The following is a 15,480-nucleotide window of genomic DNA, read 5'->3' as shown; positions in this document are numbered from 1 at the left end:
CAGGGACATCAGCTTGGCGCGGACATCGGTGACCGCCTGCTGGAGGTCGCGGATCTGCCTCGGCATAGGTCGACGACATCGGCCTGCTGCCCGTCAGCCCCGACGCCGCCGAGGGCTTCTACCGCCTGGTCGACGCCGCCTACGAACGACGCGCGCTCGCGGTCAGCAGCAACCTCCACCCGTCAGGATTCGACGAGATCATGCCGAAGACCCTGGCCACCGCGACCGTCGACCGGCTCATGTACCACGCTCACATCGTGGTCACCCAGGGTGACAGTTTCCGGCTCACCCAGGGCACCTCCGGACAGGGAGTCAAGCCCTTCAGCTGATTACACACTCACCACGGCGGGGAATTATCTGGCCGCCGTTGGGGAGATCTCGAAGGCCGCCAGCGGGGAGCACTCCTGGCCGCCTACGGGGAGAACTTCAAGGCCGTTGACAGGAGACGAAGGCGACTTCGCCGAACAGTCTGCCCCGGATCTCAATGCAGATACTCCCGGCGCTGGTGAGGTCTCGGCGGCTGCGGGCGAGGCGGCAAGCCAGCCCGACCCGTGGGTTGTGAGCCCGACGGCCCACGGGGTCTTCGGTGCCCAAGAGGCGGCGCCGTTCGCCCAAGAGCCGGAGGAGTGAGAAGGGAGCAACACCACTGTTGCAGGCGCCGACCGTCCTTCTAGCTCGCTCACCAGGAAGAACATCCTCTGCTGCCGCAGGACGGGGAGCACATCACACTGGCGGGATAACCGCCGGCATGGTGCCCCAGCTGGTCAGGATCGGCGAAGAGTTCGGCATCGCTTCTCCGGCGGCGGGTTCGACGGCCTGGCCGGCAAGCATGACGCGGCCATGCGAGCGGTGAACGGAGGCCGGAAAACCCTCGTACTCCACCTCGGTGACTACGACCCGAGTGGTGAACACCTATTCAGCTCACTCGCCGAGGACGTGATCGCGTTCGCCGAGTTAGCAGGCGCCGAGGTGGACTTCCAGCGCATCGCGGTCACCCCCGAGCAGATCGCGGCCTACCACCTGCCGACCGCCCCGCCCAAGGTGACCGACCGGCGCTCGTTCTCCGGCACCGCCACCACCCAGGCCGAGGCCCTGCCGCCGGACGTCCTGGCCGCCGTCGTGCGCGAAGCCATCGAAGCCCACCGTGACCCCGCAATCCACCTCCAGGCGCTCGCGCGCGAGGAAGCCGAGCGGGAGCCATCCGCCGCCGGCTGATCGACAGCACCGCGACCTGAGCCGCTCAGCGCCCGCAGTCTCGCCGGTCGGCTGGCGGGCTCAACTGGCGCGGGAGACGAGCTCGTCATACCCCAGGTCAGACACGTCGGTGGCCTGCGCGTAGACCGAGGCGCCGGCGAGCATGTTCTTCAGGGTGTTGAAGCTGGAGGAGTACACCATCTTCTGCTTCATCGCGGTGCCGTCGGGGCACCAAGAGATCAGAATGATCTTGGTCCGCTGCCCTTCACCGTCGCCCTTGGAGAAGGTGAAGTCGTAGACCACGAAGCGGGGTTCGTCCTGGGGGAGGCGCCCCAGCAGCTCGTCGTGCGTCAGCGTTCCCTTGAAGTCGGGGACGATCGTGCTGAGGTCGTCGCTCAGCCGATAGAACAGCGTGTTGAACGTCCTCTTGTTCTTCAGCTCCTGGAAGGCGCTGATAGCGCTGTCCTCCACCGCGACACCGCTGCTCATGACCTGTCCTCCTGCTCGATCGTCCGCCATACGTAGGTCAGCGGATCAACGATCCAGCCTCCGACGGGTTCTGATCGGCCTCCGAAGGCATGAATATCGCGGCGTGTCCGTGCACCACAGGTGTTGCACCGGCTATCGTCGTCTCGACTGCTCTGAGCTGCGTGAACTGGAACCGCACGCTCGCGGCGCCCCGGAGAATCGTTGGCGACTTCGACTGCTCGGGCGAGGACATCGAGCGGGACTGGGTGGAGCGGAAGGGCTGCTGGAGCTCGGTGACCAGGGTGCTGCTCACCTACGAGCAGGTACGCGCGTACGGCCTCCCGGCGACCGAGGGCAAGAGCGGCGACCCGCGGTGGCCGGCCTTCGCCCGCCGCTACGGCTTCGACCCCCGCCGCCCGGTGCAGTGGGAGGTGGAGGCATTGGAGCCGGCCGAACTCCAGCGCCTGGTCCTCGCCGCCGTCGACCCCTACATCGACCGCACCGTGCTCGCGCAGCAGATCGCCCGCGAGGAAGAACAGCGCTGCGCCCTAGCCTGAAGGAACATCAGGCGCGAACCTTCCCGGTCACGGCACTGGGCCCCGATTCGCGCCCGCCCGACCCCACCCGCCCCTTCGACACCGTGGGGGGTGCGGCGGGTCGGCAAGCCGTTTCGGGGGTGTGGGAGCACCCCGGTTCAGGCGGGGTCAGGCTGTCTTGGATCACTCGGTCGCTGAGCTGTAGTGCGGCCTGCAGGGCGTGACCGAGTGTGCTGGGGAGAGAACCGGAGCCCAGGCCGCAGGCCTTGACCAGGTCGCGGCAGCTCTTTGCCTGGCTTGGGGTGGCGAGAGCGCTGAAGAGCGGGTTCGTCATGACCTCCCTGGCAGCGGCGCCGTCGTTCGCCGCGAGGACGCGGCGGTGCAGAGTGTTGGCGATGCGTCCGGCAGCCGGGTGGGTGTCTGACCCGATGGTGTCCAGGGCCGTGAGGCCGAGGCGGATCTCGAAGACGGTCATCCCTCGTTCCGTGGGCACGTTGAGGAACGCGGACTCGAGCTGCTTCGCCTGATCGTCGAACGGCCGCCCGATGGAACGCCGCAGCAGGGCATGTAGACAGGCGGTGACGGCCTGTTCCCACGGGTCGCCTACGGCGGTGTCGGCGATGAGCTCGGCGGCGCGCGCAGTGTCCTTGTTGGTGAGGGCTGCGATGACGGCGATCTGCCGGCCGTCGAACATGCGCTTGCCGATTCCTCGGTGCTCCATGGTGTGGGCGAGGGCTTCTGCCCACCGGCCGGCGGAGGTGAGGGTCCGGGTGCCGTCGGCGAGGAGTACCCGCCATAACCATGCGCGGATCTCTTGCCGGTCCGTGGCGGTCCGGGTGAGGTCTGCCGGGATGTGCACGTCGTCGAACTGCTCGGCGGTGCCGTTGCTGACGGCGGCGGACAGGCGCAGGAGGCGCTCGCGCCCGTCGTCGGCGTGTCCTGCGCGGATCTGAAGGCGGGCGAGGTTGACGACGGGTTCCAGGGCGCGGATCGCGGTCATGGCGGGGAGCGGTGCGGCGTGGAGGTAGGCGGCCGCGTGTTGGTGGCACATCGCGCGGGCGAGATCGGGGAGGTCGAGGTCGGAGGCGATGAGGGCGGCCTGGTTGTGGACGGCTACTGACGAACATCGAGGCCACTACGGGCAATTGATTTCTGCCGCAGGCGGCCCACGACCAGCACAAGCACTCGGAACAGCCTCACCGGGCCGGGATCGGCTGGGTGAGGTTCACCGGGTTGCCGTCGGGGTCCTGGATGTGGGCGACGCGCTGCCCCCACGGCATGTCGTTGGGGCCGCTGCGGACCGAGCCGCCCAGCGCCGTCACCCGGCCGAGCGTCTCGTCGACGTCGTCGACACCGATACTGAGCAGGATCCGCGGTGCCGCCCCGGTTCCCGGGTTCTCCTTGGCCACCAGCCCAAGGTCGGTGTCGCCGATACGCAAGCCGAGGTAGAAGGCCGGGCCTTCCGCCGGCACCCGGAAGATCTCCTCGGCGCCGAACAATTTCGTATAGAAGCCGACGAGGACGTCCTGGTCGGCAGTGATGATCACTGGCTGGATGGTGGACATGGCACTCCTGTCGAGAACGGTCGTGTCGCTGGGTAGACCGTTCGAGGACGGTGAACTCATCGGCAAAACCGCCCTGCCAGACGATCTACACCCCAGACTGCCGCCCACGACCAGCACGAGCACCCCGAAACGAGGTCACGCCACCCCGCTGACCAGCCACTTCAAGATGGCGCAGCTTCGATGAGTTCGAGGCGGAGTTCAAAGGTGTCTGAATGCGTGGCACGTCCCGGTCGGGTGCCAGGAGATTGGCGAGAATGGCGCGCATGACCACCGACACGCATCGTGAGGGCTCCGTGAGCCGCAGGCGCTCGACGGGCGACTGGCTGGCAGGGTCCGGCGGCGGACTCGACACCTGATGAGATCCACTTTCAGGCGACCCTGGGCAAGCCCTTCGTGGAGGGCCTGCCCAGGTTCCCCGCACGGTCCGTCCTGTCCCGCGCGCAGGACGTCTGCGTAGATCCGGGCTCGGACGCCGGGCTCGCCGGGATCGCGGCGCACCGGGCCAACGCCTGATGTGGCCCAGCGCTCTTCCAGCGCGGCCATGACGGCCTGGACGGTGTCCGTCCAGCACCACCAGTCCGGGCTCTGCGATGTGCTGCTCGTCGATTGGCTTCATGAACCCTGCGACGGCTGTGGAACCGAGACGGTTCGCCGCCGGACGCGGGTCCACCCGCATGAGGGACCTGGCTCAAGCCGCGGGCATCACACGGTCGGCAGGCCCTGTCGGGATGCGGCCCCCGTTGCGGCCCCAGTGGCCAGGGCCGCACCCCATACCTCCGAACGCACTCCGGGGCCGAGGCCACCGGTGTGGCTGTCGGCGGGCGGCCGCGATCTGCTGCCTCACCCGTTCGCGCGAGGCCAGGTGCCAGTGGGGAGCGACGGAAACAGGCTGGGCGTATGTCCGCGACGCTGATCGTCTACCCGCCCGACAAGCAGGGCTGGCGCCGGGTGCGCTACGACGGCGTCGCGCACCGGCCGGCCGACATCAGGGTCTTCCTCGCGGCCGACGGGGCTTGAGAACGCCGACGACGTGGACCTTAACGACCCCGACTTCGTGGAGTGGCGAGGCGTCGGCCCGGAGGGTGTGCCGAGATACGGTACTTGTCATCACAAGGCCGTGGGCCGACGCTCCATGGCGCCCACGGTCACCGGCAGCGGGCGTCCCTGGTCAGAAGATGGTCCCCAGGCTTCAGCCGGAAGGCGATGGTAGGCGTCGTCCAGGACATCGTGGGAAAGGAGGACGGGGCGGGTGAGCAAGTGGTCGCCAGCCCGTTGAACGCACGGGACGACCCCGAGGGTCAGCGATCCTGCCTCCCCTCCCGGCATGTAGAACGCTTCCGTGAAGGGTTCGCGCATATCCGCACGGTTGAACAGCAGCTCGACCTTGCGGGTGTCGAAGTGCTCCTCGAACTCGCCCCACTCGGTGCGGGTGGGAGTGCGGTACTCGCCGGCGGGCCGCAGCCGGCGCCGGTTGTCCAGGAACTTCTGGGGGCCGGGATGGCGACGACGAAGGCCGCGGCTGAGGTCGGTATCACCAGCGCGACGCTCTACCAGCGCCGCCGCCGCGATCCAGGCTTCGCCGAGCCAGGTACCAGGCGACCGCCACCCGAAGCACCCCGGAACCCGCCGACGCCGCCACGGATGCACTCGTGTGCGCCGGGCGAAACCGAAGGACAGGCCCTCATGCTCTGCCACGACTGCGACGATGCCGGGCGGCGCGTGCACGAGGGTGCCGCGCCGTGAGTGACACGCCCCGGATCTGGTGGCCAGGACCCATCGGCACCTGGCCGGCTGTGGGGCTGACGGTGGCTGTTCTCGTCGCCGCCAACCTGGTCTTGCACCGCTCGCCCGGTCTGTTCGGCCTGGTGACGGCCGTCGTGGTCAGCATCCTGCTGCTCGGTGTACTGCGATGGGCGGGCGGTACCTGGGCGGACGCGGGTCTTGCACGCGGAACCCTGGCCCGTGGTGCACGTTGGGCGTTGGCCCTGCTCGGCCTTGTCGCTCTGGTGTACCTGGCGGGGGCCCTGCTGCCGGTCACCAGGACGCTGTTCGAGGACCGGCGGTACGCCGGTATGGACGGCGGCGAGGTGATGCTGCGCGTCTTCGTGCTGGTCCCCGTCGGTACGGTTCTGGTGGAGGAGCTCGCGTTCCGCGGGGTGCTCTACGGTCTGGTGCGCCGCGCCCGTGGGGCGGTGTGGGCGACCGCCGTGTCGAGCCTGCTGTTCGGCTTGTGGCACGTGTTGCCGTCCCTGCACCTGGCGACGGCGAAGCCCGCTCTGACCACGGTCTTCGGCGATTCCGCGCTCGGCGGCGTCCTGGCGGTTGCCGCTGCGGTGGTGTTCACGGTGGCAGCGGGCGTCCTGTTCTGCGAACTGCGTCGCAGAAGCGGCAGTCTGCTGGCTCCCATGGGCTTGCACTGGGCGGTCAATGCGTTCGGCTACCTGGCCGGGTTCCTGCTGTACTGACCGCGCGGGCGATTTTGTGGCGGTCGGGTTCAGCCTGCCGGCTGGATGATCTCCCTCAGCCGGTCCAGGTCCTGCGCCGTGAATCCGGTGGGCCGCATGACGGCGTTCCAGCCGTCGACGTACGCGGCCTTGTAGGTGTGGCCGTGGCCGTCCGGTACGCCGGTGGAGAACGGCAGGTCGGCGGTGACCTGCCAGAAGGTGACGAAGGGCATCCACACCATGGTCCCGAGCACGTCCGTGCCGGGCGCCTCACCGATCCAGTCGGGTTCGGAGAAGGCCAGGCTGGGACTCCACCAGACGATCGGGTCGGACGGGTGCATGAGGTAGAGCACCCGGGTGCCGTCCCAGGGCCGGTCCGCCGGGGGGATGCCGGTGGCCGGGTCGTCGGTGAAGCGGACGGTTCGCCCGTCCTTGTACACGGGTTCGATCTCGGGACTACCCGCTTCCCGGTGGTCGCTGAACTCGCGGAAGAGGGTGTTGAAGTTCGGAGGTCCGGCGAACAGGGTGCCGGCGGTGCGGTTGCGCAGGTCGTACTCCCCGCTAAAGGCCGTCTCACCGCCGAACGACCCCAGGCTCTCACCGGCCACGAACAGCCGTGGACGCTGCTCTTGGGGCAGCTTGGACCACTTGTCGTAGACCGCGTCGAAGAGTTCACGGCCGGCCTCGCGCGCCTTGGACTGGTCGACGAGGTAGGACAGCCACGACGGCAGGTACGAGTACTGCATCGCCACCGTGGCCGAGTCGCCGTTGGCGAGGTACTCGAACGAGTCCACGGCGGCGGGATCGACCCAGCCGCTTCCCGTGGTGGTCATCACGAGCAGGTTCCTGCGGTGGAAGCCTCCCGCCCGTTCGAGGTCCGCGACGGCCCGCTCCGCCCGGGATTCCGTGGAGTCGGCGCTCTCCAGCCCGGCGTAGGCCCGCACGGGCTCCTGCGCCGTGCGGTGGGTGAAGGTGCCGATGTCCAGGGCCGACGGTCCGCTGCCCGTGAAGGCCCGGCCCTGGTAGCCCAGCGAATCCCACGGCACCAGAGAACCGGGCCCGCCCGAACGCAGGACGGACGTGGGCTGGTGCACGCCCTCCGGCGTCTGCGTGTCGCGCACCGAGAATGCCTCGTTGGCCGCGTTCACGAAGCCGCCCAGCAGCACCCCACTGAACACGGACCACGCCAGGCCCGTCACCACGACCCAGCCGACCACCCGCGCCGCTCGCGGGCCGATCCGGCGCCCGAGCAGCCGGGCAGCCCCGTGGTACAGGTGCCTGAGCCCCCGCCCGGCCATCAGCAGGAGATAGAAGACGAGTGCGGCGATGAACGGACAGGCGACTGTGGTGAGCGTGTTGTAGTCGGTGACGTCCATGAGCACGCGGATCTGGTGCTGCCAATACTGTCCGAGCCCGAACGCGAGACCGAACAGCACGATCGCGCTGATGAGCAGGACGAGCCAGGACCCGCGCGAGGGGACCCGCGCGTCCCGGTCTGCGAAGGCGCGCCACACGTAGGCTGCGAGCACGCCGAGCCCGTACCCGATGGCCGCGCTGATGCCGCAGATCAGTCCCTGGAGCACGCCTCCGCGGGGAAGCAGCGACGGGGTGAAGGACAGGCACGCCAGGACGAGCGCGCCCCAGCAGCCGGGCAGTGTGACCCGCAACAGCCGGCGCCCCTTCCCGGAGCCAGGGGGCGGCTCGACGTGCTCGGCCCCGGCCGCGTCCGTGCCGCCGGTCCCGCCCACCCGGCCCTCGTCCTTGCGCGATCGAGGTTCGCCCGGCGGAGACACTGGCGGATCGTTGTTCATGGCCTTCCTCCGGGACCATGGTCCCAACGACCCGCACATAGTGCCATCCGGGCCACCGCGACTCACCCAGCTGTTGTCCCGGGGCCCGACTTCGCCGAACCCATGGACCGGGCCACCGCCACCCGAAGCACCCAGGAACCTGGCGCCGCTGCCACCGATGCGCAGTGGACCACCTTCTACGAGCACCTCGCCGCCCATGGCGTGCGCCGGCAAGCGGCACTGGCTGCGGGGATTAGGTCCGAGACGGTCTACGACCGGCGCAGGTCCGACAGCGATTTCGCGAAGCAGACCGACCACCTGCGCCTTCAAGATGAGCCCGCTCCGTAGTGCCGTGGCACGAAGGCCGAATGGGGCCGCGCTGTGCTGGGCCTGCCCGGGTCAGATGCTGCGCGCCTACGGCTGTCGGGGTGGTTGTTCGTGGGACGGTCGTGGCTGCGCGTGCCGACACGTGAGCTCTCGGGTGCGTGAGGCACCCTGGGCCCTGGGCGGACGGACGGGACGGCGGGTATGACGGGATCGGCTGGTGCTGGGGCTGCGGGAGGTGCGCCGGGTACGCGGCGGATTCTGGCGCCGCTGGCGTTGGCGCAGTTCATCTGCAGCTTCGCGGGCTCGAACATGAACGTGATGATCAACGACATCAGCGAGGACCTGAACACCACGGTGCAGGGCGTGCAGGTCGCGATCACGATCTTCCTGCTGGTGATGGCCGCGCTGATGATTCCGGGCGGGAAACTCACCGACAAGTGGGGCCGCAAGCGCTGCCTGCTGGCGGGACTGGTGGTCTACGGGGCGGGGGCGGTAGTCAGCGCGGTGGCGCCGGGGCTGGGTGTGCTGATCATCGGGAACTCGATCCTGGAGGGCGTGGGCACGGCGTTGCTGATCCCGCCGGTCTACATCCTGACGACGCTGCTGTTCACCGGCACGGCGGCCCGGGCGCACGCGTTCGGGACGATCATGGCGATGGGCGGGATCGGTGCGGCCGCGGGCCCGCTGATCGGCGGGCTGATCACGAGTGCGATCAGCTGGCGGGCGGCGTTCGTGTTCCAGGCGCTGGTGATCGTGGTGATCGTGGTGCTGAGCCGCGGGATCGACGATCCGCTGCCGCCCGACCCCACCCGCCCCTTCGACACCGTGGGGGCCGTGCTGTCGGCGGCAGGTCTCGTATTGCTGGTCACCGGCATCCTGGCCGTCGACAACAACGGCTGGCTGGCCCTGAGCCTGCTGCTGGCCGGGGCATTGGTGCTGGCCGGCTTCTTCGCCTGGGTACGGGGGCGCGAACGCGCGGGCCGCGAGGCCCTGCTGTCGACCGCCCTGTTCCGCAACCGCACCTCCAACCTGGGCCTGATCACCCAGAACACCCAGTGGCTGATGCTCATGGGCGTCTCCTTCACCGTCGCCGCCTACCTGCAGGTCGTCCGCGGCTACGACGCGATCCAGACCGGTGTGATTTTCACCGCCGCGACCCTGGGCATCCTCGCCTCGTCACTGGCCGCGGAGAAGCTGGCCCGCCGGCGCGCGCAGCGCACCCTGATCACTACCGGCTTCGTGGTGACCATCGCCGGCATCGCCGTCCTGATCGCCTTGGTCGCCGGGACACCCGGCCCGTGGGCGTTCGCTCCTGGACTGCTTCTGATCGGTCTGGGGTTGGGGGTGATGCTCACCCCGTCGGTGAACATGGTCCAGTCGTGCTTCCCCGAGTCCCGTCAGGGTGAGATCTCGGGTCTGTCGCGCAGCATCTCCAACCTCGGCTCCTCGCTGGGGACGGCGGTGGCGGGAACGATCCTGGTGTCGGGGCTCAGCACGGGCGCGTACGCGGCTGCGATGGGTGCCCTCGCCGTGGTCGGGGTGGGCGGCCTGGTGGCCGCCGCCCTCCTCCCGCGTACCCACCCGACGGGGGCCGCCGCAGGCGAAGGGGCACCGCGGGTGCCGTGACCGACCATCGGGGGTCGGATGCTGTGCGCGTATCGGTCGGGCGGGGCGGGGTGGGCTGATCGAGGACCTGCTCCGCTGTGTCGGATGGTGTCAGTGGGCGCGTGTCTCGGCGCGGTCGAGTTCTTCGTCGAGGGCGATGGCGGCGTCGATGAGGGAGAGGTGGGTGAAGGCCTGCGGGAAGTTGCCGAGCTGCTCGCCCGAGGGGCCGATCTCCTCGGCGAACAGGCCGACGTGGTTGGCGTAGGTGAGCATCTTGGAGAAGGAGTACCGGGCCTGGTCGAGGCGTCCGGCCCGGGCGAGTGCCTCCACGTAGAGGAAGCTGCACAGGTTGAAGGTTCCCTCCGAGCCACGCAGGCCGTCGGGGGAGGCGCCAGGGTCGTAGCGGTAGACGAGGCTGTCGCTGACGAGCTCGCCGTCCATGGCGTCGAGGGTGCTCAGCCAGTCCGGGTCGTCGGGGGTGACGAAGCCGACCTTGGGCATCAGGAGCAGGGACGCGTCGAGGACGTCGGTGTCGTAGTGCTGGACGAAGGCACGGCGTTCGACGTTCCAGCCGCGCTCGACGATCTGCCGCAGGACCTCGTCGCGTGCGCCCAGCCAGCGGGTCAGATCACCGGGGCGGGAGTGGGCGGTGGCGAGTTTGACGGCGCGATCGAAGGCGACCCAGGTCATCAGCCTGCTGTAGGTGAAGTTCTGGCGGCCGCCCCGGGTCTCCCAGATGCCCTCGTCCGGGCGGTCCCAGTTGTCGGTGAGCCAGTCCACGACGCGCGCGAAGGCGTGCCAGCCACGGATGCCGCCGATGTCCTGGGCCTGCGCGAGGGCGTACGCGGCCTCGCCGTAGATGTCGAGCTGGATCTGGTCGGCGGCCGCGTTTCCGGCCCGTACCGGGGCGGAGCGCCGGTAGCCCTCCAGGTGGTCCAGCACCTCCTCGGTCAGGTGCGGTTCGCCGTCGACCCGGTACATGATCTGCAGCGGCTCGCCCGAGGCGGTACCGCCGGCGTCGAGGCGCTCGCGCAGCCACCGGCGGAAGGCGTTCGCCTCCGCTGTGAAGCCCAGGTCGATCAGGGACCGCACCGACAGGGAGGCGTCACGGACCCAGGTGTAGCGGTAGTCCCAGTTGCGCTCCCCGCCGATCTGTTCGGGCAGCCCCATCGTGGCGGCGGCGATCGGGGCACCGGTGGGAGCGTAGGTCAGGAGCTTGAGCGTGATGGCGGAACGGGTGACCATCTCGTGCCAGCGGCCACGGTAACGGGAGGCACGCAGCCAGTTCAGCCAGAACGTGCTGCACGCGTCGAAGTCGGCGAGGACAGCATCGGTGGAGGGAGACTCACCCCCGGGCCGACCGCTGAGACCGCCCGCCGAGCCCGTTTCGGTGGTGAGGACGACCGCGGCGCGTTCCCCGGCCTGCAGGGTGAAGCGGGCGGAGACGTCGGTGCCGTCCGGGTGCAGCGTGATCGGCGCGGTGACCTGCAGGTGCAGGTCCGTGCCGGGCCCCCGGAACAGCACCGACCCGTCGTCCAAGCTGCTCAGGTCGTGCGGTGCCCGGCCGTAGTCGAAACGGGGCTTGCACAGCAGCTCGAACGGCATGCTGCCACGAACCACCCGCACGGCCCGGATCAGCCGGTGCCGGGCGGACGGCGTCGAGGACGGGTCGGGCGGCATGAAGTCGATGACCTCACCGACCCCGCCCGGGGCCATGAAGCGCGTGATGAGGATGGCGGTGTCGGGGAGGTAGAGCTGGCGAACCGTCGCCTCCCCACCGACATCGGCCGCCAGACGGCAGTGACCTCCGCGGTCACTGTCGAGCAGTGAGGCGAAAACGCTCGGGGAGTCGAACCTGGGCGTGCACCACCAGTCCACCGTGCCGTCGGAGGCGACCAGCGCCGCCGTCTGCAGGTCGCCCACGATGCCGTGGTCCGCGATCGGGGGGTAGTCGGTCACAGCGCCTCCTCGACCCATCGCGCCGGCCGCAACCATGAAGCACCGCGACCGGCCTGGCGCGCCCAGCCCGGAAGGTTCGCCGTCGCGTACGACCCGGTCAAAGACATCGACCAGCTCCGCCCATCATTGCGGCGGGCGACGGCATCGGCCACTTCTCAGCTCTGCGCACCCGTGTATCGCCGTGAAGCGGGAGTCGGCACTCGTGACGGTTGCCCTTGTCGCCTGTCCAGCCCGCCTACCGGACGACTACCGGCAGCCGTTCCTGGGAGGGCGGGGGCCGGCTACCGCCTACGTGGCCGCCCTGTCGGAGGAACGTCGGGCGGAACTGGGCGAGGGATTGCGGTCGGCAGCGCCCCAGGCGGCGGACGGCTCGATCCCGCTGAGCGAGTGCGCGGGCCTGGACCGTACGGGGCAGGCCCGGAGCATGATCGGGTCGGGTCAGCCCTGTGCCTTGATGTGCTCGAGGACGGTGGTGAAGGCTTCGGTGGGTGAGAAGTCCACGTATTCGCAGTCCTCGAGTGCCACGGGGGCGTGCCCGGGCGGCCAGTAGAAGGCTTGGCCCGCTTCGTAGATCTCCTCCCCGTCCTTCGTCACCATCTTCAGTCGCCCTTTGAGCATGTAGCCCCAGTGAGGGCAGGCGCAGAGGCCATCGGGCAGGCCGGTCAGGGCAGGCCTCATATCGGTGCCCTGCGGAAACCGGACGAAGGCCACGGAGAGATCTTCTCCGATCGCTTGTGTACGGAGTTCGACGCCGCCGCCTTCGATCACGACCGGCGTGTCATCCCGCGTGGTCGCCGTCATGGCCGTCTCCATTCCCTGGGGCTACGGGGGAGTGTCTTTCCTCCAGGCTGGCCCCGGTGCCGGCATCGTGCCACGCCGGCGGGTGCCCAGGGGCAGGCTTGTTCGAGCTGGGCTGCGAGGCGGAGGAGGGCTCCCTCGTCGCCGACGCGGCCGAGGAAGCGGACGCCGATGGGCAGGCGGCTGCCGGACCAGCACAGGGGGCACGGACATGGCGGGTCCGCTGGTGTTGTCGGCGACGACGGCGGGGAACTGCGACGAAGGAGGCGTCCGCGCGGCGGCGCGCAGTGGTTCGTCCTCAGCGGAGGTCATCTCGCCGAGGGAGCGGTAGTTGAGACAGAGGAGGAGTGAGCCAGGTGCCGAAGCGGCCGAGGAACCGGGCGGCGGTGCGGGCTGCCGAATTCCGGTGGGGGGCCTTGCCGGGGATGACGAGTCCGGCGGCGCGCAGCCTGCGTCGTGCTGTGAGACGTGGCCGGCAACGACATCGGCGGCTCAAACCGGTTCCCCTCCGCCTGCTGCGGGCTCATCGGCCACCCAACCGCACCCGGGTGCCGCTCGGCGCCGCCCACGGGGACGCCAGACCACCGGCGGACCCGAAGCCGCGGTCGCCGCCCGAATGGTCCCCGCAGCACACAGCTGGGAGGCGGCGTTCGCCGGCTCGGCCGATCTGCATGACCGTCTCATGCGCGACTTGCGATCTCTCGGGTTCGGGACAGTGGTTTGAGAGACAGTGAGTTTTGGTGGGTTGGTGCTGGTCAGTGACTGTCTTGGGCTTTGGGGTCACTGTCTTGGGTGTGAGAGGGGGTTCCGCGAGAGTTCGGTGGCTCTTGTAGCGGTTGAAGGCGGGTTGTCCGGTTCTCGGCTTCACGGTCCGGTCGGCGCGCGGTGTGCTGGTGGGCATGGGTCAACGTCCTCCGTACCCGAGTGACCTGCCGGATGAAGCCTGGGAGCTGATCCGTCCGGTGATCATCGCGTGGAAGGCACGGCATCCCTCGTTCAGCGGCCACGAGGGCGCCTATGACATGCGGGAGATTGTGAACGCGATCCTCTACCAGGCCCGCACCGGCTGCCAGTGGCGCTACCTGCCCCACGACCTGCCGCCGAATCGTGCTCGGGGTTCCACCCGCGACCCAGCAGGCCCTTCTCGCGGAACGGACGCAGCCGCGCGCGGGAGCGCTGCGGCCGCCCGCGCCCGCAGCGCTCCCGCGCTGGCCGCGAAGCTGTCGGCGTTTTTCGTGGTGTTCGACGTTTTGCAGATCGACGGCCGGGAGCTGCTGCACCTGCCGTATGTGGAGCGCCGCGCCCGCCTTCAGGCCCTGTTCACCGACCACGCCCTGACGGCCCCATGGACCCTGTGTCCGATGACCACGGACCCGGCCATGGCCCGGGAGTGGCTGGAGTCGTGGACCGACGTGTCCGGCGTCGAAGGCATCGTGGTCAAGCCCCAGACCAGCCGCTACATGCCAGGTCACAGGGGGGCGTGGACCAAGGTCAGACGACGGGACACCACCGAGGCGATCACCGGCGCCACGACTGGCACCCTCGCCCGCCCGCAGCTCCTCGTCCTCGGCCGCCACGACCAGGACGGCCGGCTGCGCGCGGTCGGCCGCACCGTCCCGCTGCGCACGGAGGTGGCCCACCTGGTCGCGGAGCACCTGACGGCCGCCGACCCGGGGCACCCCTGGGAGGGCGTCACGTTCGCCGCGACCTGGGGGAGCCGTGACGTCATGGACGTGCGCCTGGTCCGCCCCGACCTGGTGGCCGAGATCAGCGCTGACCGCTCGATCGACCGGGGCGGCGTATGGCGCCACCCGCTCCGCTTCCGGCGGCTGCGCCTGGACATGGGTGTTGAGGATGTTCCCGGGTTCGGGCAGGGGCCGGCGGGCGCAGCCGGCTGAGCATCGCCCCTGAGGGTCCGCAACTCAACTCATTCTGAAACGATCAGTTAGCCAGGCGTTGGGGGGAACCCGTTCTTATGAGCCTCGGCGATGCTGTCCTTCGACCAGCCCAGCCAGAAGTCCACGCCGATTCCACCCTGGGGGTATCCCAGGTGGAAGAAGCGGTTCAGGAACCACATCCGTCTGTCCTGGTTGCTGACTTCCGCAGTGACCTCTTCCAGGTGTTCCAGCCAGCCGAGTGCTTCTTCGTGGCGTTCGAGGTACAGGTCCCGAAGGCTGAGGTCGCGGTACCCGGCTCCGCCATGGATCGTGCCCTTCCCGCGCCACTCCCCGGCCATTGCTGTTGCGAGGTACCAAACCACAGGGTCACGCTTGCGTTTCTTGTTGTTACACGAGGAGCAGGCCGGCACGAAGTTGTCGAGATCATCCGAGCCCCCGTCGGCGAACGGTATGAGGTGATCCACGGTTGTCCCGTCGCGGCGGGCGCAGTACGCGCACTTACCGCCGTTGGCAGTGAGCACGGCCATTCGCTCCCAGACCATGAGGCTGCGGCGGCGGCTCGGGATCGGGAGAAAGCTGCGCCTTTTGGCCACATTCAGTCCTTCCATGTCCCGTCCGACCACTTGCGGACGAGGGACGCGTAGCGCCCTTGCATACGGCCCGGCCGGATGGCGCCGGTCCACAGGGTGCGGCCCTGTCCGTCGGTGACGACGGTGGCCTTCTTGGTGTTCTGCCGCATCTTGCCGGACACGAACGCACGCCGGCCGGGCCGGCCCGCCTTCGGACGCCGTACCCGTACCTCGGTGCCGTCCAGCCGCAGCTCCACCCCCTTCGCACCGGCGTAAGCGAAGACATCGGCCAGCGTGTGCAGCCGCAGTCCCGCCTCGCCGGGGACC

At 69.4% G+C, this 15,480-nt stretch carries 14 protein-coding genes and 3 pseudogenes; 7 read left to right on the top strand and 10 right to left on the bottom strand.

Going from position 1 to position 15,480, the window contains the following annotated elements:
- Window positions 1-68: 68 nt before the first annotated feature.
- Together AB0O21_RS39525 and AB0O21_RS39520 are read left to right on the top strand one after the other, a co-directional pair.
- Window positions 69-329: pseudogene (locus AB0O21_RS39525) on the top strand (ATP-binding protein); the annotation flags it as partial.
- 511 nt (window positions 330-840) lie between these two features.
- Window positions 841-1,215, top strand: coding sequence for a hypothetical protein (locus AB0O21_RS39520; RefSeq protein ID WP_365180561.1), 375 nt, complete (start codon window positions 841-843; stop codon window positions 1,213-1,215).
- A 60-nt stretch (window positions 1,216-1,275) separates the two neighbouring features.
- On the opposite strand, the gene AB0O21_RS39515 is transcribed toward AB0O21_RS39520, so the two are convergent.
- On the bottom strand, window positions 1,276-1,683 hold the full coding sequence (locus AB0O21_RS39515) for an actin depolymerization factor/cofilin-like domain-containing protein (RefSeq protein ID WP_365180559.1): 408 nt from the start codon (window positions 1,681-1,683) through the stop codon (window positions 1,276-1,278).
- 161 nt (window positions 1,684-1,844) lie between these two features.
- Between AB0O21_RS39515 and AB0O21_RS39510 the strand changes: the two genes are divergently transcribed.
- Window positions 1,845-2,219 (top strand): hypothetical protein, encoded by a 375-nt coding sequence (locus AB0O21_RS39510; protein WP_365180556.1) that lies wholly within the window; start codon window positions 1,845-1,847, stop codon window positions 2,217-2,219.
- 7 nt (window positions 2,220-2,226) lie between these two features.
- On the opposite strand, the gene AB0O21_RS39505 is transcribed toward AB0O21_RS39510, so the two are convergent.
- The 4 genes and pseudogenes from AB0O21_RS39505 to AB0O21_RS39490 form a co-directional block, all read right to left on the bottom strand.
- Window positions 2,227-3,249 carry a hypothetical protein gene (locus AB0O21_RS39505; RefSeq protein ID WP_365180553.1) on the bottom strand — a complete coding sequence of 341 codons (1,023 nt, stop codon included), beginning with the start codon at window positions 3,247-3,249 and terminating at the stop codon, window positions 2,227-2,229.
- 145 nt (window positions 3,250-3,394) lie between these two features.
- Entirely contained in the window at window positions 3,395-3,763 is a 369-nt protein-coding gene (locus AB0O21_RS39500; RefSeq protein WP_365180550.1) for a VOC family protein, read from the bottom strand.
- Between the two features lie 495 nt (window positions 3,764-4,258).
- A pseudogene (locus AB0O21_RS39495) lies at window positions 4,259-4,306 on the bottom strand (hypothetical protein); the annotation flags it as partial.
- 564 nt (window positions 4,307-4,870) lie between these two features.
- The gene (locus AB0O21_RS39490) at window positions 4,871-5,458 is read right to left on the bottom strand and encodes a hypothetical protein (protein WP_365180547.1); all 588 of its coding nucleotides are present in this window, start codon (window positions 5,456-5,458) and stop codon (window positions 4,871-4,873) included.
- A 44-nt stretch (window positions 5,459-5,502) separates the two neighbouring features.
- Between AB0O21_RS39490 and AB0O21_RS39485 the strand changes: the two genes are divergently transcribed.
- The gene (locus tag AB0O21_RS39485; protein WP_365180544.1) at window positions 5,503-6,228 is read left to right on the top strand and encodes a type II CAAX endopeptidase family protein; all 726 of its coding nucleotides are present in this window, start codon (window positions 5,503-5,505) and stop codon (window positions 6,226-6,228) included.
- Between the two features lie 29 nt (window positions 6,229-6,257).
- Here the strand turns inward: AB0O21_RS39485 and AB0O21_RS39480 are convergent, their stop codons facing one another.
- Window positions 6,258-8,018, bottom strand: a complete 1,761-nt coding sequence (locus AB0O21_RS39480; protein ID WP_365180541.1) for an alpha/beta-hydrolase family protein — start codon at window positions 8,016-8,018, stop codon at window positions 6,258-6,260.
- 102 nt (window positions 8,019-8,120) lie between these two features.
- Here AB0O21_RS39480 and AB0O21_RS39475 point away from each other — a divergent pair, with 102 nt between their 5' ends.
- Both AB0O21_RS39475 and AB0O21_RS39470 read left to right on the top strand, forming a co-directional pair.
- The gene (locus AB0O21_RS39475; protein ID WP_365180538.1) at window positions 8,121-8,345 is read left to right on the top strand and encodes a hypothetical protein; all 225 of its coding nucleotides are present in this window, start codon (window positions 8,121-8,123) and stop codon (window positions 8,343-8,345) included.
- 180 nt (window positions 8,346-8,525) lie between these two features.
- Window positions 8,526-9,950 carry an MFS transporter gene (locus tag AB0O21_RS39470; protein ID WP_365180536.1) on the top strand — a complete coding sequence of 475 codons (1,425 nt, stop codon included), beginning with the start codon at window positions 8,526-8,528 and terminating at the stop codon, window positions 9,948-9,950.
- Between the two features lie 90 nt (window positions 9,951-10,040).
- On the opposite strand, the gene AB0O21_RS39465 is transcribed toward AB0O21_RS39470, so the two are convergent.
- On the bottom strand, window positions 10,041-11,888 hold the full coding sequence (locus tag AB0O21_RS39465) for a glycoside hydrolase family 15 protein (protein ID WP_365180533.1): 1,848 nt from the start codon (window positions 11,886-11,888) through the stop codon (window positions 10,041-10,043).
- Between the two features lie 438 nt (window positions 11,889-12,326).
- On the bottom strand, window positions 12,327-12,689 hold the full coding sequence (locus tag AB0O21_RS39460) for a hypothetical protein (RefSeq protein ID WP_365180530.1): 363 nt from the start codon (window positions 12,687-12,689) through the stop codon (window positions 12,327-12,329).
- Window positions 12,690-13,585: 896 nt separating this feature from the next.
- Between AB0O21_RS39460 and AB0O21_RS39455 the strand changes: the two genes are divergently transcribed.
- A complete protein-coding gene (locus AB0O21_RS39455) occupies window positions 13,586-14,584 on the top strand; it encodes a transposase (RefSeq protein ID WP_365180527.1) in 999 nt (332 codons plus the stop codon).
- Between the two features lie 47 nt (window positions 14,585-14,631).
- Here the strand turns inward: AB0O21_RS39455 and AB0O21_RS39450 are convergent, their stop codons facing one another.
- Window positions 14,632-15,192 (bottom strand): HNH endonuclease signature motif containing protein, encoded by a 561-nt coding sequence (locus AB0O21_RS39450; RefSeq protein WP_365180525.1) that lies wholly within the window; start codon window positions 15,190-15,192, stop codon window positions 14,632-14,634.
- Window positions 15,180-15,480, bottom strand: a pseudogene (locus AB0O21_RS39445) (IS5/IS1182 family transposase); the annotation flags it as partial. The gene AB0O21_RS39450 and the pseudogene AB0O21_RS39445, both read right to left, overlap by 13 nt.

Source organism: Streptomyces sp. NPDC091371 (assembly GCF_040684275.1).
Classification (GTDB): domain Bacteria; phylum Actinomycetota; class Actinomycetes; order Streptomycetales; family Streptomycetaceae; genus Streptomyces.
Note: the sequence above shows the minus strand (reverse complement) of the source record. Positions and strands in the feature narration are given on the sequence as shown.